The 23,238-nt window shown below is 39.0% G+C and carries 13 protein-coding genes and 1 pseudogene; all 14 read right to left on the bottom strand.

Annotated features, from left to right (window positions below; genetic code table 11):
• Window positions 1-141: 141 nt before the first annotated feature.
• The 14 genes and pseudogenes from HMPREF9009_RS05640 to HMPREF9009_RS05575 all read right to left on the bottom strand — a co-directional run bounded on the left by HMPREF9009_RS05640 (window position 142) and on the right by HMPREF9009_RS05575 (window position 23,221).
• Complete coding sequence (locus HMPREF9009_RS05640) at window positions 142-1,560, bottom strand: glycoside hydrolase family 28 protein (RefSeq protein ID WP_008024188.1); 1,419 nt, start codon at window positions 1,558-1,560, stop codon at window positions 142-144.
• Between the two features lie 135 nt (window positions 1,561-1,695).
• Window positions 1,696-3,381: an arylsulfatase gene (locus HMPREF9009_RS05635; protein WP_004322425.1), complete on the bottom strand. Its 1,686-nt coding sequence runs from the start codon at window positions 3,379-3,381 to the stop codon at window positions 1,696-1,698.
• A gap of 37 nt (window positions 3,382-3,418) precedes the next feature.
• Window positions 3,419-4,771, bottom strand: coding sequence for a sulfatase family protein (locus tag HMPREF9009_RS05630; RefSeq protein ID WP_049701673.1), 1,353 nt, complete (start codon window positions 4,769-4,771; stop codon window positions 3,419-3,421).
• Between the two features lie 220 nt (window positions 4,772-4,991).
• On the bottom strand, window positions 4,992-6,011 hold the full coding sequence (locus tag HMPREF9009_RS05625) for a DUF4973 domain-containing protein (RefSeq protein WP_049701672.1): 1,020 nt from the start codon (window positions 6,009-6,011) through the stop codon (window positions 4,992-4,994).
• A 21-nt stretch (window positions 6,012-6,032) separates the two neighbouring features.
• Window positions 6,033-8,084, bottom strand: coding sequence for a RagB/SusD family nutrient uptake outer membrane protein (locus tag HMPREF9009_RS05620; RefSeq protein WP_049701671.1), 2,052 nt, complete (start codon window positions 8,082-8,084; stop codon window positions 6,033-6,035).
• A 14-nt stretch (window positions 8,085-8,098) separates the two neighbouring features.
• Entirely contained in the window at window positions 8,099-11,224 is a 3,126-nt protein-coding gene (locus HMPREF9009_RS05615) for a SusC/RagA family TonB-linked outer membrane protein (RefSeq protein WP_049701670.1), read from the bottom strand.
• 32 nt (window positions 11,225-11,256) lie between these two features.
• Entirely contained in the window at window positions 11,257-12,801 is a 1,545-nt protein-coding gene (locus HMPREF9009_RS05610) for an IPT/TIG domain-containing protein (protein ID WP_049701669.1), read from the bottom strand.
• 17 nt (window positions 12,802-12,818) lie between these two features.
• Window positions 12,819-13,430, bottom strand: a pseudogene (locus HMPREF9009_RS05605) (glutaminase domain-containing protein); the annotation flags it as partial.
• A 241-nt stretch (window positions 13,431-13,671) separates the two neighbouring features.
• Entirely contained in the window at window positions 13,672-14,472 is an 801-nt protein-coding gene (locus HMPREF9009_RS05600; protein ID WP_004298164.1) for a nucleotidyl transferase AbiEii/AbiGii toxin family protein, read from the bottom strand.
• On the bottom strand, window positions 14,469-15,275 hold the full coding sequence (locus HMPREF9009_RS05595; RefSeq protein ID WP_049702264.1) for a type IV toxin-antitoxin system AbiEi family antitoxin domain-containing protein: 807 nt from the start codon (window positions 15,273-15,275) through the stop codon (window positions 14,469-14,471). Before HMPREF9009_RS05595 ends, HMPREF9009_RS05600 begins: the two co-directional genes overlap by 4 nt.
• Before the next feature lie 238 nt (window positions 15,276-15,513).
• A complete protein-coding gene (locus tag HMPREF9009_RS05590; RefSeq protein WP_049702263.1) occupies window positions 15,514-16,512 on the bottom strand; it encodes a DUF4973 domain-containing protein in 999 nt (332 codons plus the stop codon).
• A 16-nt stretch (window positions 16,513-16,528) separates the two neighbouring features.
• Window positions 16,529-18,577 carry a RagB/SusD family nutrient uptake outer membrane protein gene (locus HMPREF9009_RS05585; RefSeq protein WP_004298159.1) on the bottom strand — a complete coding sequence of 683 codons (2,049 nt, stop codon included), beginning with the start codon at window positions 18,575-18,577 and terminating at the stop codon, window positions 16,529-16,531.
• 15 nt (window positions 18,578-18,592) lie between these two features.
• On the bottom strand, window positions 18,593-21,715 hold the full coding sequence (locus tag HMPREF9009_RS05580; RefSeq protein ID WP_049702262.1) for a SusC/RagA family TonB-linked outer membrane protein: 3,123 nt from the start codon (window positions 21,713-21,715) through the stop codon (window positions 18,593-18,595).
• A 21-nt stretch (window positions 21,716-21,736) separates the two neighbouring features.
• Window positions 21,737-23,221: an IPT/TIG domain-containing protein gene (locus tag HMPREF9009_RS05575; RefSeq protein WP_004298154.1), complete on the bottom strand. Its 1,485-nt coding sequence runs from the start codon at window positions 23,219-23,221 to the stop codon at window positions 21,737-21,739.
• Window positions 23,222-23,238 lie beyond the last annotated feature (17 nt).

The raw sequence follows: 23,238 nt of genomic DNA, 5'->3' as shown, positions 1-23,238 counted from the left end.
TCACTTTTCTATCCTAACAAGAGTAATTTTCACTTTCAAAAAGGCAACTAGCTCATTGCGAGTCAGTTGCCTTATATATTTTTTTAATTCAAAGAATATCCCATTACAAGTATGTTTGGCACTTAATAATGACAGTATATCTTATAAAACACGAAGTTTCTTAATCTTTTTCGCTTCTGGTTTTTCCGGTAATTTTTCACCATTTACTCTCACATTCTCGAAAATAATATTCTCACCATGCTCCAAGCGATAGTCCGACACAGCCTTATCTACGGTGATATTCTTCAACGTAATGTTTCTTATAGGTAGTTCCGGGAATCCAGCCATGGATATAGCACACTCATTCGTTTGCCCACAAGTTACGTTTTCGACCGTAATCTTGTTGAACAAGGTAGGATGAAATCCCGATCGCTCTCCCTTATAATTCGGTTCTACGCGAACCAAAGCTGTGCGCACCGAGTCAGCCTGTATGTTGCGAACATAAATATTTTCGATATATCCCCCTCTGTCAAGATTCGATTTGAAATAGATGGCATTCGATGATTTAAGGATACTAATATTTTCTATAAATACATTACGTACACCTCCCGATATTTCGCTTCCGATACATACCCCGTTTATTTTTGACCAAAAGGTGCAATTGCGAATGACGACATTTTCAGTAGGCTGTCCAATACGCCAAGCATCATTATCCCGTCCCGACTTAATAGCAATAGCATCATCGCCCGTGGAGAAAGTACAACCTTCAATCAAAACGTTGCTGCATGATTCAGGATCACAACCATCGTTATTCCGATTATGACTGTCAACCGTTACATCACGAACAATAACATTATTGCAAAATATCGGATGGATCACCCAGAACGGTGAATCTTTGATTGTGATACCTTCAATACGCACATTTACACAACCATACGGTTCGATAAACCCTGGACGTAATCTGAAACCCTCTCCAAATATACGCCTGTAAATAGGCAGGTTTTCACGTCCCATTCGTCTTAGTATTTCCTTGTCTATATTCTGATTATCAGCCCAGGCAGAAAATTTCTTGGAACCATTGCCATTTATCGTGCCTTTTCCAGTCAAAGCGATATTCTGTACATGATAAGCGTAAATCAGCGGAGAATAATTAAACAATTCCGTACCTTCCCATCGTGTAATTACCGCGGGCAAATAATCTTCCTGGTTACTACTAAAATTCAATATAGCACCATCTTCCAAATGGATATTGACATTACTCTTAAATACCAGCGGTCCATTCATATAATAAGTTCCTGCAGGTACAATTATTCTACCGCCGCCTTGATCACTACATTGTGTTATAGCCTTATCAAAAGCACCTTTGCAAGGCATTCTCCCATCTGCTACAGCACCAAAATCAGCAATGTTGTATGTCTTATCAGGAAAAGTCACCGGATTAAGTTCTGCTACTATTTTGTCCGCTATATCCCAAGGTGAACTTTTTGCTGCAAGATTTGCTGTATTTGTCACTATTAAAATAAACACTATTAAGAAACTCTTCTGCATCTGCATATCCAAATTATTATATGGAACTTTCATTTGTACTTATTTTTATTCCCAAAAGAATAAGATCTTTAGATATATCAATGAGGATGAATGATTCTTAATCAAGAACAACCTCATCCCCATTATTCTTTCAATGTTCTATTCATTCCGTTTTAAATGGAATGACAGTTATTTCTTTTTCTGTCCCGGGTAAGGTTCTACCATGCAACGCTTCGCCCATGCTTCGTATGCTTTTGACATTTCTGCCACTTTCTCCGGATATTTAGCAGCCAGATCATGTTGCTCGCTCCGGTCTTCATTCAGGTTGTACAATTCCCATTGAGAGTTATTTTTCGGGCGAACCAATTTCCAGCCATCATTGGAAAGAAAAGCACGTTCGTTGAAGTGTTCAAAGCCCAGATAGTCGTGTCCCTTGCGATGTCCGGTCTTGAAGATAGGAAGCAAGCTCTTTCCTTCCATTGGAAGAATATCATGTCCTTTATAGGTAGTTGGATATTCAGCATCCGCTAAATCGACACAAGTAGCCATGATGTCCATCACGTGCCCTATTTCAGATGTCATGCCACCCACGTTCTTTTTAATTCCTTTCGGCCAGTGAGCAATCATCGGAGTACAAATACCTCCCTCATAAGATTTAGCTTTCCAAAAGCGGAATGGAGTATTCGCTACATTAGACCAACGGGCTCCCAATGAAGCGTATGTAGTCTGTGGTCCAGGCAATACTTGTTTATTACGCGGGTAAATGATTTTCTTTCCATCACGAGTCATATCCGGACGGTCGTTCTCTCCACCAGACATGTTCTGGCAGTCTTCGTTACTGCAACCATTATCAGACAAGAAAAGAATCAGTGTATTATCAAGCTGTCCGGTCTTTTTCAAAGCCTCGATAATTTGTCCAATACCCTGATCTACACGGTCGATCATTGCAGCGTGAACGGCCATCGCACGGGCATCCCATTCTGCATGTGGATTGTCTTCCCATTTGTCATGAAACTGACGTTCGGACAAAAAGTTATCCATTCCCGGGAAAATACCCAACTGCTTCTGACGTTCGTAGCGGGCATTACGGATAGCTTCCCAACCTACTTTATAAGTATCCTTATATTTCTCAATATCTTCAGGAAGTGCATGCAGCGGCCAATGCGGTGCAGTATAAGCCAAGTACATAAAAAATGGTTTGTCATCCTTTGCATATTCTTCCACTTCCTGCACAGCGCGGTCAGAAAGAGCTTGGGTTATATAATATCCTTTGGGTACTTCCTTTATAGGCACTTCACCTTCTACCAGACTGAACGGATCAAAGTAATCCACCACTCCATAAATTACTCCATAGTGAGAATCAAACCCACGATTGACGGGATAATGACATAAATCAGAGAATGTATCATGGAAGACACGGTGTGCCAACCATTCGCGTTGGTCTTTACGGAGTGGAGTCTCTGCAACATGCCATTTTCCAACCATACTGGTGGTATATCCTGCTTCTTTCAACACCTCGGCAATGGTAACGGCATTGCGTGAGAGTGTTCCGCGATAGCCCGGCAAGTGAGCATCAAAGGTCATTCGTCCGATTCCGGCTTGGTGCTGGTAAAGTCCCGTCAACAGGGAAGCACGAGTCGGGCAACTACGACTTGCATTATAGAAATGATTAAAGCGTACTCCTTCTTGTGCCAGTTTATCCAAATTAGGAGTATGAATCTCGCTACCATAGCATCCCAGATCGGAATAGCCAAGGTCATCTGCAAGAATTACCAAGATATTAGGACGTTTGTCCGATTTCTTGCCTTTCGCCTCTGCTGCAGAATGGCCAGCAACCATCAAGGCGGTCGGTAATAGTAATAATTTAGAATTCATAAGTTTAATATTGGTTTATAATTTGTTTTTCACTGTATTACTCTTTTCCTTTGTCTTTGTTTTCCTCAAACCATTTACATACTTTTTTGCTCAACTTAGCTACGACTTCCGGATGCGACTGCGCCACATCGTTCTTCTCGAATTTGTCTTTTTCAATATCGTACAGCTGTGCATCGCTTCCATCGCTATTTATCAATAGCTTCCAGTTGCCACTGCGTATAGCCAGATGAGGACTTCTGTCGTTTGCATTTCCCGGTTTCTTAAAGAATTGGTTTCTACCGAAATCCCACATCAAATCCGTTTTACGTTTAGCTTTCGATTTACCCAAAAGAACTTTATCATAATTTTGTCCGTCTCCCTGATAACCTTTCTCTGTTTCAATTCCGGCTATCGCACATAAAGAGGGATATAAATCGACTGCACACAGTACGCTCTCATTATTCACTTGTCCAGCCTTTATTTTCTTGGGGTATTTTATAAGGAACGGCATACGAATTCCACCTTCATAAAGGCTGTTCTTCGTTCCTCTTAAATAAGCAGCACGAACGGATTGGAAACTGGGCGCCGGTCCATTATCACTAGTGAAAATCACGATTGTATTTTCCGACAATCCCAACTCATCCAATGCTTTGATAAAACGTCCGATCTGTTTGTCCATTTCAGCAAGAACAGGGATGAAGGCTTCTTCCGTATTCCAGCTTTTATTATCCTTTTGCTTAAATTCCGGTACCCAAGGAGTATGCATATCATCCGGCCAGAGATTCAAAAAGAAAGGCTGGTCTTTATGACGTTTGACAAAGTCGATGCTCTTATTTACAAAGTACTCGGTACGTCTCCAGCGTTTTACGCTGTCTTTGGCCGACCATATCCAGTTCGTAGCAGTGATTGCCGGGTCCGGGTCCGGACTTTCATACGTCGATATATATTCGTCAAAACCATAATTTTTAATAGAAGGTGCATTGTGCACGTCGCGCCCGCCTCCCATGTGCCATTTACCTATGTGTCCGGTGGCATAACCTGCACTTTGGAAAGCACGTGCCATGGAAGGATTCTTGTCACTCAAAAAGTTACGCTGTTCACACTTCTTATTGCTGGCTTTATTATTTAAAAAGGTATTAATTCCTACTTCAATCGGGAATTTGCCTGTTGTCAATCCGCAACGTGAAGGTGAGCTGACCGGTGCGGATGAATAATACTGATTGAATAACAATCCGTCCTGCGCTATCTTATCAATATTGGGAGTAGGAACAAACTTACCTCCATAACAACCGATATCTCCGATTCCCATATCATCTACATAGATGACGACCACATTGGGTTTTGTCTCTGCCTGCATACTGGCCACGGGTAATAAAGCTCCCAACCAAGGCAAATGTTTTTTGATGTTCATAATTATTCTGATTTAATTAACTATGCTTTTTGTCGGTTTCGTGTGACTGACTTATGTAGCAAAAGTAGAGAAGTTTTTTAAGAGAAAGGGAAAAATACAAATCAATAAAGGAAAAAAACAGGTAAACAGAGATGAGGAACAGCTAATCTAACCCCATATATAAACAAAATAGGGAAGACACTATTCCTAATATCTTCCCTACCTCTACTCATTTATAAGATTACCATTCAATCTGTTGATCTTCATCCGGAATCTGCGTATTGATATTCCGTTGAAGCGTCATGCTTCCTTCTACTCTATACTTGATAGGAATAACTTCCGTACCACTTCCACCATAGGTAAAATCTTGAAAATCGTATTCAAACATAATTTGAACATAACGGCGTTCCAAGTAAGGACGGGTAGCGTCCATAATCGATGTACTACTGTAGATAGGTGTTCCTATCAGTTTGAATTCCATCTCGTTTGTTGGATCGTCCGGCTCCATATCCAATGTTCCATCCTCTTTAAAATGTACATTAATTTTATACTTCTTACGTATGTCTTTATCCATATCCTCATTAATCAGGCCTGCATAAAAGAATACGGAATTGTTATCTATCACATATCCTGTACGCTTGTTCGTCGTTCTCGCGTTGTTGTCAGGCTTGCCATTTATATAGGTGTACACTTTCATGGAAGAAGCCGTGTACGAACCGGAATAATCGTTAAAAGGAACCACTCTCAATAAAGCTTTTGCATAATTCTTGCGCGGATGACTTTGATAGTTAGATGATGCATCATCAACAATACTTAAAGGCAAAACCCATTTTTCCAACATATCAATGCCTTGTAAATTGAAATCGATGTTCAATTGCTCTACACACGAACCGGCAGGGATATGTACCGTTTCGGGAAATTCATATTTGTCTTCCTCCATTTCAGTATACCACAACTCCGGACGATAAAGACTAAAGCGCTCGATGTTCAACGTTCTTAGCGTATCTGCATCCACTGCTATATGAATATCTCTGTCCTGTGTATTCACCGTAGATCCACTGACAATGACAGGTAACTGATAGGTCACTTTTCCATTGTCCTTATATCTGACATAAATAGTAGTCACACCATCGCCTCCTGCAGCTATAGGAGCTTTGAAAGATACGTATTGTTCATACTGTTCGTCTTCCCATTCATTATTACAGGCAGCACTCAATGTGACAGTAGCCAATATCATTAAATAAGCATATATATTTTTCATATCATATTCTGTTGTTTTGAACTAATCATTATATGTCCATCCTGGATTTTGTGTCAACCTTTTGTTCCGCTTCAATTCTTCATGACTAATCGGCCAAAAATACAATTTACGAGAAAATGCAGTCGGTAGATCTGTAATCTCTATCGGAGTATAGAACTGTTCTTTTTGGTCCTTAGAATCCGACATATAGAAATTGCAACCATAATTCTTTTTCGACTCTTCCACTTCTGCATCTTTCCATCTACGCAAATCGAAATAACGCTGTCCTTCTGCCATCAATTCTATTTGACGTTCTTTTTTCATTTTTTTACGGAATTCATCCTGACTCTTGTATACAGTCTCAAGATCATAGTCTGGTACACCCGCACGACGACGAATCGGGCGGATTCCTTTTTTCATTTCATCAATATCACGCTTAATAGAATAAGTAGTAGAACCATCCCATGAAGAGACATCATAGTTGGCTCCTTCTTCAAGTTCATTTAACGCTTCAGCATAAATCAACAGGATTTCAGCAAAACGAATAGCAGGTTCTGCTTTCGGTTTAATCTCCTTACGATTAGTATCATCCGGATGCACATACTTCATGATGCCAATACCGGAACGCAAATAGACACCTGTCCCCGAGAAACCATCTGTGTTGATACCATAATAATAATTAACTTGTTTCTCAACATCTTTTTTATAATCTACCGTTTCTGCATTTTTTAACAAGGACCACACACAACCATTAAACGAAACGGAAGCATAGAAACGCGGTTCACGATTAGCATATTCCTTATATACTCCCTCTTTCAAATGAGGGTAGGTTTCAGCTTCGGCTTCCTCTTTGGTCACAAAACGCTTATCTGCAGGATATGTTTCTTTAAACTGTTCTCTATTGAATTCCTCTCCATTATCCATATAATAAGCATCACACATTTTCATTGTCATGCCATAAGCATTGCTCCCACCACCAAATACCTTGGGCATTTGGAGCCTCACCATTGCAACGAGACTGTTGTCTCCCTGATTACGTCCACGACTAAAAATCAGTTCCGGATTTTGGTACATGGCCAATGAGCCATTGAAAACTTCACGATAGGATGCGTAAGGATCTATATCATTATAACCACCTTGATCCCATGTCTTCTCCGAAAAATCACCGTCTTGACAAGGAGCGACAGTGGCAGGATATCCCGGCTCCGATGTAGTGACTGCTTTTTTATGGTATAGTTCGTAACGATGTCCACTGTTACTTCCAGGAAGCTCCATTACATCTTTTGCAGCAGCTGCAGCTCTAGCCCATTTATATTCATTATATTCCTGTGAGATCAGGCATCTTCCATCATAATCTACCAAATCCGAAAACTTATCTGTATCTTCCGGACGAGGATTATTAATCGGACTCGCCGCATAAAGTAATGCTCTGGCACGTGCGGCTAATGCTGCACCTCTCGTTGGACGTGAAATTTGGTTCACCGCTCTGGTCAAAGGCAGATCTTGAGCTGCCAAACGCATTTCGGTCTCTATATATTCTACACATTCATCATACGAGTTGCGTTGAACAGCCAAATCGTCATAACTACTTGTGTAATCAAGTCCCTCGTCAGGCAACAAAGGCACAGGTCCATACCTGCGTAACAACAACCAATAATAGTATGCACGTACGAAACGAGCCTGGGCTTTCAAATCGGCTCTTTCTTCTTCCGTAAACTTTGTATTCATGTCAATATTTTTGATGAAGATGGATGCCTGACGAATACCTTTATAACTAGCCCCCCATGATTGATACCAATTTTCATCATAAGTTCCGGTTTTGAATTTCTTATAATCACCGAGACTATTGCCGCCGAAATAAATATCATCGGCAAAATTCCAGAGAATATTATCTCTGGTAGAGACTTCCATATTATTGCCTCCTAAGAAAGAATAAGCATGTACCAGCCATTCTTCCGTATATGTTTTATCAGTAAACACATCTTCCAACGACCTCCGGTCAGTGAAATATTTGTCCGAATCCAGACTATCCGTACAAGAAACGGCAATCACACTTAATAAAACACCAATATATAGTTTATATATCTTTTTCATTTCACATTCATTTATTAGATGTTAACAGTCAATCCCAAAGTAAAGACTTTAGCCAGCGGATATTGTTCTCCATTCGAACTACCCATTTCCGGATCCCATTCTTTGAACTTGGCAAATGTCAATAAATTGGTTCCGATGAAAAATATGCGGATTTTATTGAATCTCATCTTATTTACAATTGATTTAGGTAAAGTATAGCCAACTTCTAATGTCTTCAGACGTAAGTAAGAACCATCACGCAACCAGAATGTGGATTTTTTATAGTTGTTTTCATTCCCTCCGTAAGTAAGCCTCGGATAAGAAGCATTCGGATTTTCGTTGACAGGAATGCCTAGAATCTTTGCCGTTTCCGGATCTACCCAGCGATCTTTTACAAGATTAGTAAAAACATTACCCCATTGGCTGTCACTAAAGGCATGCACACTGGTACCGTTGATAAAGAAAGAAGATTTACCCGAACCTTGGAAATGAACATTAAAATCAAATCCGTTCCATTGTGCTGAAACACCAAAACCATAAATCAGATTTGGTTTAGTAGTTGCGCCGATAGCTACCATATCAGCATCATTTACAATACCGTCTCCATTGACATCTTTGTACTTAATATCACCCGGTTGTACTTTATTCCAAGCTTGTTTCGGACTGTTACGGATATCATCATAATCTTTGAACAAGCCGAGCGCAATCAAACCTTTTGCCTGGTTCACTCGATAACCGGCTTCTGTCTGATAAGGATAAACAGCATTTTCTTCATCCTTTTCTAATATCTCGTTCTTGCTATAAGTCATATTTCCTCGGACGGTTAAGTTTACTTTGCCTATTTTTTGTTTATAAGCAAAATTTCCATCAAAGCCTTGTGATAAAACACTTCCCACATTAGCTTTCGGATTGCTTCTTACACCGACTATACTGGGGAGGTATTTTCTCTCCATATAAATGCCGTCACGCTGTTCGTGAAAATAATCAACAGAAGCAGTAAACTTATCATTAAATAAAGACATATCTACACCCGCATCATGTTTGGTTGCAATCTCCCAAGTAACACTTTCCGAAGCCAACTGGGTATACAACATGCCGTTGTATTTATTGTCTTCAGAGTCATAGTCACTCCAGGTCCATCCCGGATAATATTTCACCACATCTTTACCATCTACCTTTTCCGTATATTCATTAGCAAGAGTGTATAAATAAGGGAAACGCTCACCTAGTTTATCATTACCCACTTTTCCGTAAGAATAACGCAGCTTAAACATATTCATCCATTTCAGATGCTTCTTGATGTATTTCTCTTCAGCAACATTCCAAGCTACGGAAAAGGCAGGGAAGAAGCCGAATCGATGCCCGTCTGCAAAGTTTTCCGAACCGTTATAGCCGAAATTGAAATCTGCAAAATAGCGGTAATTCCAGTTATAACTGAAACGTCCTGCCACACCCATATGACGCTTGGCAATACCATTCTTTACATCAGTACCGATATCCACTGTAGTCCGGTATGCATCTTGACTATATTTCAACGTTCCGCCTAAATGATGTGCTTTGAATGCACGATTGTATTGCAGAATAGCCTCAAAAAACTCACGGCGATCACCAGTTGACGAGCTTGTTTGTTCCATCGGTTTCTCGATACTTTGCTGTTTTAATATAATATCTCCGTTGTCATCGCGCTCACGTTGGGCACGCCATGTCTCCGGCATTCTCTTACGAGTAATCGAGCTCTGGTTGTCAGTGTCAAAACCGAATCGACCTTCAAAACGCAGTCCCTTAGTAACAAAATCTAATTTCTGTTCCAATGAGATGTTCGTTTGTATCTTGTTATTCCAAATCTCCTTATAACCGGTCTGTGTGGCAAGCGTCCAAGGATTCTTCCGATTCTCACCCTCACCGAATGCAGGTATGGAACCATCAGAATACATAATAGGAATACTAATCGGATTTTGTCCTAACAAAGAATACCATACATTATCACCTTGTCCCGGAGCATTCCGTTTTTTCAATGAACCGGACACACCGACTTTCACAAGTGTTGTTTTCGTAACATCAATATCCGTATTCAAACGATAATTCCAACGTTGACTACTGGGATTAGTATTATAATCTTTACGCATCGCTTCATCTGTCTTATACATCCCTTCCTCATTAATATAGCTAAGAGATACAAAATATCGTGCGGTACTACCTCCACCATTCATATTTAAGTTAGCACGGTAAGTCATGGCTCCGTCTTTCAACAATGTATCCATCCAATCTACATTCGGATAGAGATCCGGATCAAGACCTAATCGTAAAATTTCCATTTCATCATCGCGATAGATCCGTTCCTGGTTGCGAGTAATACGTGCTTCATTCATCAACATCGCATAACTATAACCATCTGCAAATTCAGGTGTGATAGTGCGTGTATTATAAGAGCTTTCCACCTTTGCATTGATATTAATTTTACCTTCTTTACCCCGTTTTGTAGTAATAAGTATTACTCCGTTAGCACCACGGGGACCATAGATAGCCGTAGTGGAAGCATCCTTCAATACCGTGAACGTCTCAATATCCTCAATATTAATATCATTCAAATCACGTTCAAATCCATCCACTAACACTAGTGCAGCACTATTGGCACCAAAAGTAGAAATACCACGAATCCAGAATTCGGAAGTGTTTACACCTGGCTGACCGGAAGTTTGCATGGCAAGTACACCTGCCACATTACCAGCCAAAGCATTCGACAGATTTGCTGAAGGATTAGATTTCAAGTCATCTACATTCACAGTAGTTACAGCACCAGTCACTATCAATTTTTTCTGCGCCCCAGTTCCCGTTATAACAACTTCATCAAGCTCGCTGGCTTCTGATTCTTTCATAGTGACATTGATCACACGCTGCCTCTTCACCAACACTTCTTGCCTGTCAAATCCGATATATGAAAACACCAGTCTAGAGAACTCTTCAATATTAATTTTATAACGTCCGTTAATATCTGTAATAGCCCCTAAACCAGCCTGATCTTTTACGGTCACATTAACACCGATTAACGGTTCATTGTTCATATCTGTCACTACTCCCGTAACCTCTATTTTCTTTTCCTGAGCAGAAAGGGACATAAAGATCCATAATAGACAAATAGTGATAAAACTTTTTCTTCTCATGTGTTTGTTTTTTATTCGATTATTTGTTCTCGTTATTCTGGAAAAATCTCATCCATTTGGTTTTCACCAGTCTGTTCATCATCTGATCCTCCTTCTCCTTGTTCATCCGCTTCTTGCTCTTTTGCAATCTTTCGAATCTTAAAGTTTCCCGTATCTCCTACATAAAAAGTTTTTGTCTCTTCATCATAAGCCAAAGCAACCGGTTCATTAAAACGAGCTCTTTCACGTATTTCGCCATTTTGCTTTCCCCATTTATAGGCACTGGTTGAAGCGGAACCACGTCCTGCAAAAGTAGAGACAACTCCATCTGGAGTCAGTTTACGAATACAATGATTTTTGGTATCTGTAAAATAGAAATCATAATGATCCTCTTTTCCCGCATCTTCATATTCTTTATTATATACGAATACGCCTTGTCCCGGTTTATTCAGACGGGCATTAATACCCACTAAATCTTTATAGTCAGCTTGTCCGGATTGTCCGCATACAATGTATGGAGTAACCAGTTTTCCTGTCTCTTTATCATAATTAGAACGAAGTATATAATGCGATTCATGCATGATAATGTAGACATATTTGCCTGTAGGATGAGGCACAAAACTAAAATCAACACCACTATTCGGAACGCTGAACGCCAGAATTTCAGATAATCCGTCTCCACCGGGAACTGGTGGATTAGCATTCCAATTTTCTTCATTACTTATATTGTATCTGTATACGAGCCCTGTGGCACGATGATTAAAATAAATATCACCGGTTTCCGGAAGAATCATCGAACCGTTACAAGCATTACCGCGTGTCAGTATCGTCCAACTAGCATCTTTAAAGTCCTGACCGTCCGCACTACTACCACGCTTTAATATAATATTACTCCTATTGGAACTGCCACCACCCTGTGGACATGCTATTACCATATTACCTTCATCAGTCCATGTTATGGAAGTCATACGAACTATATTATTAACTTTCTTTGTATAGATCATCTCTTTTTCTAAGTCCAGAACTCGTAAAGGTCTATTCTTTTCCTTATCAGTACCCGTTTGAGACAAATAAAGGATATGATGATGTTGAGGATCAAAAGAGAACCAATAAGGATATTCTATCTTTCCACAATCATTGAACGGACGTGGTTCGGTCTCAATATTTCCCTGACCTAATTCATTTACCTCCCCACACAAATCCGTTACTACTGTCTGAGGCTCATATTGGTATTTTTCTGATACTACGACTGCTTGTTCTCCAATTTTCACTTCAACAGTTCCTTCGAAACATCGTTCAGGAGTTTGACAGTATATACTATTCCCCTTAGAACTAATGACTAGTGCTTCTTTTCCTCCTACTTTTACAGATATAATGGAGCGATCTGTCCCAAAATTACTACCATAGATAATCATCTTCTTTTTTCCACCTCCCGACTTAGGTGTGAAATCCGTCACCTCTATCGGCTGATTCGGATCATAAGGTGCTACTGTTGCGTCTTTGTCGTCTTTACAACTGCCCAAACAGATTATAAAGAGCACAAATAGCATCCTCCATAGAAGTTCCATGCTTCCATGTCTCATTGTTCTACCATTCATAATAAATTAGATTTAAATTATTGATTATTCTGAACTTTATCCATTAATACTTTCATCCAGTATCCTCCGATCACCGAACGGGCTCTAAAACCGACCCACCTACCACTGTCAGTATGATGCCAGTCACTGATAGGTACACGAGATACTGTTTCATTGATATATTTATAGACAGGATCAGAGAATTTTTCAAAGGTTACTTGATCCGGAGACATAGCTGCCGTCCACATGATCCAGTCGGATTTGGTGTATTCTTTGCGGGAGTCCAATGGTAGTCCGTAAGGATTCTGTTTTGTTAAATAATAGCTAATTTCTTTTCCGATTACATTGTTAGGGAATAAATTCAAATCCCACAACTTATCCCAAACCATATTATATTTTTGGCTCCAAGTGTTTTTACGGTCAAAAGCCAAACGGTAATGATCGCCTTCATTGGCCATTTCTTCCCATTTTGTTGCCATTTGTTTGGCTGTCGCTGCATATTTATCTGCCACATCATTCAAACCGAGCATACGAGCCATTTCGCTGTATCCGGCTACACCCATAATTGCTTTCACGGAAAGATTGGCATTATGAGCCCAATGTCCGGCGAAGTCATCCGTGCAAAGTTGGTTTTCCGGGTCCTGTCCAAACTAAGATATAAGTATGTAACCTGCTGTAATTTAGTGTATTATTCATTATTGTGTTGTTTTTGTATTGTTATAAGAAGATGTATCAGGTAAAAACCAGAGATTTTGCCTGATAAAAAATAGCTTTTATTTTTTATCAGGTATATTAATGAATAATGTGCTTGAATTATGAATTATTTTGTCTTTCCCTCCCCCAAAAAACAAAATCAAAAATAGATAAGTGTATGTAATAAAGTATATGAATTTAAAAGTCTTTTTTCAAACGCTCAATCAATACTTCTTTAATAAGCTCATACCCTTCTTGAGGATTGAACATCTCATTAGGACGTATTAGATTTTGGATATCCCCTAAGAAATCCATATCGTTCATCTTTTCTTCCATGTTCAAAATGAACTGTTTGTAAGTAGGTGGTTGTCCGGCAACAAAGTCCATATATCGTTTATAGCAGCGAATAATTTCATCCGGATTTACTTCATGTAAAGTGAGAGCTTTGTATAAATCAAATAAGTCACGACCTTTTTTACGCTGATATAATGCGCGTAACTTAGTGCCTAACAGTTCATTCAGTCTATAAGTCGTTAATTCACATTGTCCTGTAAACCAACTATTGTCTACAGAAAAAGGAATCTTGACTAGCCCTAATTCGTTGAAGTGTTCAAAACAGTTAATCTCCACTTTCAATCGAATTTGCACAGTCGGTGGTATCTCCGATTCCATACGAAAAAGCATTGTGTTATTAAATCTTTTCTGTTTTGTGACTCGGTCTGGCAAGAAATTCAAGACTTCACCTAGTCTATACATAGTAGATTTAATTGGTTCTGCATCGATTTGTACAAGATCAATATCCTCACTATATCTAGGCTGCGGAGAAAGATATAATTTGTGTAATGCAGTTCCACCCCTAAAAGCAAGTTTGGAAGCTAAAAAATCATCACTGAAGATGGCAACTAATGCCCGACTAATAATAAGATCTTGCTCAACTTGTTCGTTTGCATTCCATGGAACATGTGTTCTCCATTGCATTATAGCAGCTCTGTTTATCATAGTTCGTCTATTTCTATATCAATATTTATATTTATTTTCCAACGTCTATTCGCACCCTTCAAAATTCGAGGATGGCGTGAACTCAAAGGTATATAATTCAAACGTTTATCATAAATCCGTAACTGTTCATATAGTGTATCTGCCTGTTCTGATTCATTGAGAATACAATCCAAAATATAACCTAGTCTCTGAATAGTTGCTACGGATGTATTATCAAACAAATAATCTTCCACTGCGTTAGAGAAATCTGTCTTTTCAACAAGTTCAGCTAATACAGTAGACACTCGTGATAATCCACCTACATATTGCTCATATTGTACAAGGTCAATAGCTGTTAACTCTGGATTAGAAAAAAGAATAGTTCCTGTTTCTGAATTCTTTTCTTGTAAAAGTCTATCAGGAATCTGTTTGCGATATATCCAACTCAAAAAACTATTTTTATTTTCTGAAACAGACGATTTGGGAAGAATAGTCATTACTGAAAACTTTTGTGGACGTTGATGGGCAGCACCTAATAATTCAGCAGCATTTAACAGGCAAATGTAATAGGGTTTTTTCAGAAAACTCATTAGCTGTTCAATGTAATATATTGGCGGTACAATACGTTTGGCAGCATATTGTATGGGAACAATTACATAAAATCCTTTATAAACAGACAAAATTTTGCCCTGCATTTTTAATCGGTAAAGTTCATTCTTAATTACTTGTTCTGATGAAGCAATGAAACAAGAACGAAGCTCTTCAACACTAAAAGTTGAAGTCCCATTGATTTCTTTTTCTCTGATCCATTCTCTTACTGTCATTTCTTGATATGCTAAATTCAATGCAAAGATAATCATAAATAGATTACTTTTGCATTAAAAACAGGCATTTTATCCATTAATATATCATCGAAAGAATAGCTTATTTTTGTCTTAATCATTAAAAGTGACTATTCGAGAAATGCCTTAAAATGAAGTTTCCCCCTGCTACAACTGTTTTGTAACAGGGGGGAAATCCTTTCAGACGTATTTCTTTAACCTCTTCTAGTAAAGACTAATATTACCACTCAATCTGTTGATCTTCATCTGGTATTTGGGTATTGATGTTACGTTCAAGCGTTAATGTACCTTTTACTTTATATGGCACTATTGCTCCCGGAGCAGAAGTAATGTCATCATAATTATACTCAATCGAAAAGGAGACATAATGATGTTCCAAGTATGGACGAGTAGCATCTTTAATTACCGCAACACTGTAATCAGGTGTACCAAACAATTCGAAATTAATCCTATCATCTTCCGGCCATACTTTCAATGTTTTTGTTTCCTGATCAAATTGCATATATATTTTGTAGGTACGGCGTATCTCTTTGTCTAAATTCTCACCGACTAAACCTGCGTAAAAGAAAATTGTATTTTCGTCTACTACGTATGCAGTACGTGAATTGGCAACCATTGGCTTTTTATCAATGCTTCCATCCGGATTACGAAAAAACACTTCCATAGTAGTTGTACTATAACTTCCTGAATAATCATTGAACGGAATAACCCTTAAGAGTGCTTTTGCATAATTCTTACGCGGATGACTCATATAATTATAAGAAGCATCATCAACTATAGTCAGAGGTAATACCCATTTTTCTACCATGTCAATTCCGTTTAATGTAAAATCAATATTCATAGTTTCCGCATAAGAGTCGGCAGGGATATGAACCGATTCAGAAAAACTGTAAAACTTCTCATCCAATAGCTCATAGAACAATTCAGTTCGTGTACTAAAACGTTCCTGATTCATAATATTCAAAGTATCTGGATCTATGGCGACATGTACATCCAGATCTTGAGAATTCATAGTGGTTCCACTCACTGTTAGAGGTAACTTATACGTTACTTTACCATCTGTTTTATACCGCACATAGATGTTCATGACACCCTGATCGTTTATGGGAGCTGCAAAAGATATGTATTGCTTATACTGTTCTTCTGTCCATTCATCATTACAAGATGTAGCTAATAGCAAAACGGACAATACAATCCAACAATTATATATAGTTTTCATATTATACTTTTTTATATTAATCATTATATGTCCATCCAGGATTCTGGGTTAACAAATTATTCCGTTTTAACTCATCATGGCTAATAGGCCAGAAATATAGTTTGCGCGAGAAGGTTGAAGGCAGATCGTTTATAACCACAGGAGAATGAAATAGAACTTTTTGATCTTCCGAATCAGTCATTAACGTATTGCATCCATATACTTTCATTGCCTCTTCCACCGGAGCATCCTTCCATCTACGTAAATCAAAATATCGATGCCCCTCACCCATTAATTCAATTTGGCGCTCACGTTTCAACTTCTTACGAAATTCATCCTTATTCCCATATATAGTAGTAAGATCATAATCAGGCACACCGGCACGGCAGCGAATCGGTCGAATCCCCTTCTTCATTTCATTAATGTCACGCTTGATGGAATAACTAGTAGAGCCATCCCACGACGAAATGTCATACGTGGATCCATCTTCCAGCTCATTCAAAGCTTCCGCATATATCAGTAATATTTCTGCGTAGCGGATTGCAGGCTCTGGTTTTTTAGTGATGCGGTCGTTTATTTTGCCTACTGCTGTATCATCCGGACTGACAAATTTCATAATTCCTATTCCACTACGTAACCAGAAATTTGTATTCGTATATCCATTACCATTACCACGATAATAGAATATTTGTACATCTACCGGCTGGGCAGGGGTTAGGGATGAATTTTGTAGCATAGGCCATATAGCTCCATTAAATCCGACGGAAGCGTAGAAGCGAGGTTCACGCCCGGCATATTGCTTGGAGACTCCAGCACGTAAGTGTTCATATCCTTCAGTTCCTGCTTCTGTTTTGCTGACAAATCCATTTGCACGTTCGCGCATGTCACTACGACCAGGAATATTTAATTCACGTTCTTTACCCGGACAATCATCCCCATTAGCCATATAATAGGCATCACATTGTTTTTGTGTCATACCATGTGTATTCCAACCACCATAAATTGATGGGAGTTGATGCCTGACCATATCCGCCAGATCACGGTCACCCTGATTTTTACCACGTGTAAAAATCAATTCTTTATTATCTGAGGCTGCTAAATCACCATCAAAGAGCGAACGGTATGACTCAAACGGATCTATATTTTTGTACCCATCCGGCCAATCCTGTTTCGAGAAATCGTTATCTTGATAGGGAGTAACGGTTTTAGGAAAGCCTGGACTTGATTCTGTCTTTGCTAACGAATAATGCAACTCATATTGCCCGAGTTTCATCACATCAAGTGCAGCTGCAGCAGCTTTTGCCCATTTATATTCGTCATATTCCTGCGCAATGAGACATTTACCATCATGGTCCACCAAGTCAGTAAATCTTTCTGTATCTTCCGGGCGAGGATTGTTTATCGGACTTGCCGCATACAGTAACACTTTGGCACGCGCAGCTAGAGCGGCTCCTCTGGTTGGACGAGCTATGTGGTTGGTTCCTCTCTCCAATGGTAAATCTTTTGCAGCTAAAGCCATTTCGGAAGCAATGTAGTTGGCACATTCGTCATAAGTATTGCGTTGCCGTGCCAAACCTTCATAACTATCAGTGTAATCAAGTCCTTCGTCCGGCAACAAAGGTATAGGACCATACCTACGAAGTAAAAGCCAGTAGTAATAAGCTCTTACGAAGCGCGCTTGTGCTTTAAAGTCTGCTTTTTCCTGTTCCGTAATCTTCATATTCATGTCAACATTTTGAATAAAAATAGAAGCTTGACGAATGCCTTTATAGCTTGCTCCCCAAGAATGTCGGAAGCCTTCATTATATGTACCGTTCTTAAATGTTTTATAATCATCACGGTCACCGAAATAAATATCATCGGCAAAGCAGAACAGATTATTATCTTTACTGGAAACATCCATATTTTCTCCTGACAGATATGAAAAAGCATGTGCTAACCACCTTTCTGTCCGTGTTTCATCAGTAAACACATCTTCAAGTAACATGCGGTCTTTGAAATACTTGTCAGAATCCAAGTTGTCCGCACAGGATGCAATTCCTACTCCTAATAGGATATATATGCATATATAATATATTCTTCTCATTTCACGTATATTAAATTAGATATTAACAGATAAACCTAGAGAAAAGACTTTGGAAAGTGGATACTCGGTACCTGTAGAACTACCGAGTTCAGGATCCCATTCTTTGAATTTAGCGAATGTCAATAAGTTCGTTCCGATAAAGAATACGCGTATCTTATTAAATTTCAGTTTGTTTACAACTGTTTTAGGTAAAGTATAGCCAACTTCCAGAGTTTTTAATCGCAAATAAGAACCATCACGCAACCAAAATGTAGACTTCCGGAAATTGTTATCATTTCCACCGAAACTTAAACGAGGATACGAAGCATTTGGATTTTCATTAGCAGGAATACCAAACCTGGCAGCAGTTTCTGCATCCACCCAGCGATTTTCCACCAAATTCTCCAATACGTTTCCCCATTGGTTGTCTTTGAAAGCATATACGGTAGAGCCCTCAATAAAGAATGAAGACTTGCCGGCTCCTTGAAAGTGAACATTGAAGTCAAGTCCTCTCCATTGTGCCGAAATACCAAATCCGTAAATCAAGTTCGGTTTGGTAGTGGCTCCAATAGCCGCTTTATCTCCATCATTAATGACCCCGTCACCATTCACATCCTTATACTTGATGTCACCTGGCTGTACTTTACCAAACTGTTGTTTAGGACTATTACGAATATCATCGTAATCTTTGAACAGACCTAACGCAATAAGTCCTTTTGCCTGATTGACACGATATCCTTTTTCTAATTGATAAGGATAGACAGTATTTGTTTCATCTCTCTCCAGAATTTCATTCTTACTATAAGTCATATTACCTCGAATGGTGAGATTTACTTTACCTAACTTTTGTTTGTAAGCAAAATGACCGTCAAATCCTTCAGATAATACACTACCGACATTGGCTTTAGGATTACTTCTTACGATACCTACCATACCTGGAAGAAATTTTCGCTCCATGTAAATGCCATCACGTTGCTCGTGGAAATAATCGACTGTAGCTGTCAATTTATCATTAAATAGAGATAAATCTACTCCAAAATCATGTTTGGTAGCAATTTCCCATGTTACATTTTCGGAAGCCAACATGCTATATGTCATACCATCAAACTTTTTATCGTATCCGTAATCTCCCCAATTCCATCCGGGGAATATCTTTTCTACATCTTTGTCATCCACTTTTTCTGTATACTTACCGGAAATGGTATATAAATAAGGAAAGCGTGTTCCCAACTGATCATTTCCGACTTTTCCGTATGAATAACGTAGTTTAAACATGTTCATCCATTTCAGATGATCCTTGATCAATTTTTCTTCAGCTATATTCCAAGCAACAGAAAATGCAGGAAAAAAACCGAACCGATGTCCGTCAGCAAAGTTCTCCGAACCGTTGTATCCAAAATTGAAATCGACGAAATAACGGTAATTCCAGTTGTAACTGGCTCGTCCGGCTATTCCCATATGACGTTTGGCAATACTGTTTTTTACATCTGTACCAACATCAACAGTTGTTTTATAAGCATCCTGGCTATATTTGAGAGTTGCTCCTACATGGTGTTCTTTAAATCCACGATTATACTGTAAAAAAGCTTCGAGGAACTCTCTGCGATTACCTGATGACTTACTGGTCTGTTCCATCTTCTGTTCTTCCCTTTGTCGATCATACACTATTTCGCCCGCCGAATTACGGAAACGTTGTGCACGCCATGTTTCAGGCATTTTCTTGTGGTTGATTTCATTATCATTATTGATGTCAAATCCAAAACGTCCTTCAAAGCGTAGCCCTTTTGTTATAAAATCCAGTTTTTGTTCCAAAGAAATGTTTGTCTGTACTTTATTATTCCAAAACTCTTTGTATCCAGTTTGCGTAGCAAGCACCCATGGGTTCGAGCGATCATCTTCTTTACCAAATGCCGGTATATAGCCGTTAGAATACATCAATGGAACACTAATCGGATTTTGATTCATCAATGATTTCCATACATTTTCCCCTTGTCCCGGTGCATTTCGTTTCTTTAAAGAACCGGAAACTCCAACTTTCAGGAGAGTACTTTTAGTTATATCAATGTCCGTGTTCAATCGATAATTCCAACGTTGACTACTTGGGTTGCTATTATAATCCTCACGCATAGCGTCGTCTGTTTTATACATTCCTCCTTCGCTGATATAACTAAGTGAAACAAAATAGCGTGCAGTAGCCCCACCACCATTCATGTTCACATTAGCACGATAAGTCATCGCTCCATCTTTCAGCAACACATCCTTCCAATCCACATTCGGATAAAGATCAGGATCAAGTCCTAATCGTAAAAGCTCCAATTCATCATCTTGGTATATAGGTTCTTTATTACGAGTAATGCGTGATTCATTCATCATGCGTGCGTAAGTGTAACCGTCTGCAAATTCGGGTGTAATGGTGCGTGTGTTGTAAGACGTTTCAACTTTTGCGTTTATATTGATTTTACCGGCTTTACCGTGTTTGGAGGTAATCAAGATTACCCCGTTAGCACCACGGGGACCATATATAGCTGTCGTAGAAGCATCTTTCAATACAGTGAAAGACTCAATGTCCTCTATATTCATTTCGTCCAGGCTACGTTCAAATCCATCAACTAATACCAGCGCAGAATTGTTTGCTCCGAAAGTGGAGATACCCCGAATCCAGAATTCAGAAGTATTCACTCCCGGCTGCCCTGATGTCTGCATGGCGAGAATACCTGCTACATTACCTGCCAAAGCATTTGAGAGGTTTGCTGAAGGATTTGATTTCAGGTCGTCTACATTTACAGTCGTTACCGCTCCTGTCACCGTCAGTTTTTTCTGCACGCCTGTTCCGGTGATGACAACTTCATCAATCTCTCTTGCATTGGCTTCTTTCATTGTAATATTCACTATACGTTGCTGCTTTATCAGCACTTCCTGTTTATCAAATCCAATATATGAAAAGAGCAGCCTTGAATATTCTTCAACATTTATTTTGTAACGTCCGTTAATATCTGTGATAGCTCCCAAGCCAGCCTGGTCTTTTACTGTTACATTCACACCAATCAGTGGTTCCTTATTCTCATCTGTTACAATTCCTGTAACTTCTATCTTTTTTTGCGCAAAAACGCTTATAGAAATCAATAATAGACAGAAAGTTATCAATTTCTTAATATTTATGCATTCCATATTATTCGGTTATTATTTAACTTCATCCGATATTCTTTTATCTGATTGGTCTCTAATGAGGTCTTCCGGTATTTTTTCCAAAGCAATTTTACGGATACGATGATTATTTACATCTCCCACATAAAATATATTGTTTACTTCATCGTATGCCAATGCGGCTGGAGAATCAAAACGAGCCTCTTCGCGTAATGCCCCATCTACATAACCATTGGCATGTATATTCATACCAACGCTTCCTCGTCCTGCAAAAGTTGAAGTAATTCCGTCTGGTGTCAGCTTTCGAATACAATGATTATCACGATCAGTAAAGTAAAAATCGTAAATTTCATCTTTTCCGGCTGCCTTATACTCTGGATTCTTGACAAACACTCCTTGGTAGGGTCTGCTTAATCGCGCCTTAGCTCCAATTTTATCATCATAGCCAGCTTGACCTGGTGCTCCGCATACGACATACGGATTGGTAAATGTTTTCTTGTCTTCATCATAGTTTGCACGGAGGATATAGTGACGGTTTATTACCACTATATATGCATACTTTCCGGATGGGTGAATGATATAATTGAATTCCCAATCTATATCTTGAATAGCGTACAGCTTTTCTTGATGTTCCTTATTATTGTTTATTCCCCACTTGTGATAATCATATCTTATCACCATACCTTCTCCGAAGTTATTATAATATAATTCTCCATTTCTGGGATGCACAGCAGAAGCTTGGCATCCATTACCGGTAGTCAATCGTTTCTGATCCAAAAAGTTACCTTGGCGAGTCATGAAGATGTTACTTGCACCATTAACATCTCCTTTTGAGCATGCAATTATCATTGTATCACCATCTAATGTCCAGGTAATACTGCGAAAACGTCCTACTCCATCACTTCCGGCAGCCAATCCAGTCGTTATGTATTCTCTTTCTAAATCTAAAATTCGTATAGGCTTTTTACCTTGATCACCATTGTCTTGGGTTAAATAAAGAAGATTCGGAAATTTTGGATCAAATGAAAACCACGTAGGAGAATCTATCTTTCCACAATCATTAAATGGACCTTCTTTTTTTATTTCTCCATTTCCTAGTTCATCCACATAGCCACATAAAGTAGTGACAAGCATCTGTTGGACATATTTATATTTCTGTGGTATAGTTACAGTTGGGGTTTCGCCGACTGTTAGTTCTATCGTACCTTCATAACACTGGTCTGGAGTAATGCAATATAAACAATTGCCTTCTACACTAATAACCTTAGCTTCTTTTCCACCTACCCTAACTGAAATAATAGAGGGATCAATGCCAAAATTACTACCATAAATAATCATACGTACTTTTGTTCCTCCTGATTTAGGGGTAAAGTCCGTTACCTCTACTGGTTGACTTGGATCATAAGGGGCTGCAGTTGTATCTTTGTCGTCTTTACAACTGCTGAAACAGACTGTAAAGATGAATGCCAACATCATGCATTGTAGTCCTATGTTCCCATGTTTCATAGTTTTACATTTCATAATACACTAGATTTAAA

The organism is Bacteroides sp. 3_1_13 (genome assembly GCF_001185845.1).
Taxonomy (GTDB): domain Bacteria; phylum Bacteroidota; class Bacteroidia; order Bacteroidales; family Bacteroidaceae; genus Bacteroides; species Bacteroides xylanisolvens.
Note: the sequence above shows the minus strand (reverse complement) of the source record. Positions and strands in the feature narration are given on the sequence as shown.

Coding starts and splice junctions, on each gene's coding strand:
- HMPREF9009_RS05575 (WP_004298154.1), bottom strand. CDS start 23,221: ATGAAATGTAAAACTATGAAACATGGGAACATAGGACTACAATGCATG.
- HMPREF9009_RS05610 (WP_049701669.1), bottom strand. CDS start 12,801: ATGAATGGTAGAACAATGAGACATGGAAGCATGGAACTTCTATGGAGG.
- HMPREF9009_RS05595 (WP_049702264.1), bottom strand. CDS start 15,275: ATGACAGTAAGAGAATGGATCAGAGAAAAAGAAATCAATGGGACTTCA.
- HMPREF9009_RS05625 (WP_049701672.1), bottom strand. CDS start 6,011: ATGAAAAATATATATGCTTATTTAATGATATTGGCTACTGTCACATTG.
- HMPREF9009_RS05635 (WP_004322425.1), bottom strand. CDS start 3,381: ATGAATTCTAAATTATTACTATTACCGACCGCCTTGATGGTTGCTGGC.
- HMPREF9009_RS05585 (WP_004298159.1), bottom strand. CDS start 18,577: ATGAGAAGAATATATTATATATGCATATATATCCTATTAGGAGTAGGA.
- HMPREF9009_RS05615 (WP_049701670.1), bottom strand. CDS start 11,224: ATGAGAAGAAAAAGTTTTATCACTATTTGTCTATTATGGATCTTTATG.
- HMPREF9009_RS05620 (WP_049701671.1), bottom strand. CDS start 8,084: ATGAAAAAGATATATAAACTATATATTGGTGTTTTATTAAGTGTGATT.
- HMPREF9009_RS05630 (WP_049701673.1), bottom strand. CDS start 4,771: ATGAACATCAAAAAACATTTGCCTTGGTTGGGAGCTTTATTACCCGTG.
- HMPREF9009_RS05640 (WP_008024188.1), bottom strand. CDS start 1,560: ATGAAAGTTCCATATAATAATTTGGATATGCAGATGCAGAAGAGTTTC.
- HMPREF9009_RS05600 (WP_004298164.1), bottom strand. CDS start 14,472: ATGATAAACAGAGCTGCTATAATGCAATGGAGAACACATGTTCCATGG.
- HMPREF9009_RS05590 (WP_049702263.1), bottom strand. CDS start 16,512: ATGAAAACTATATATAATTGTTGGATTGTATTGTCCGTTTTGCTATTA.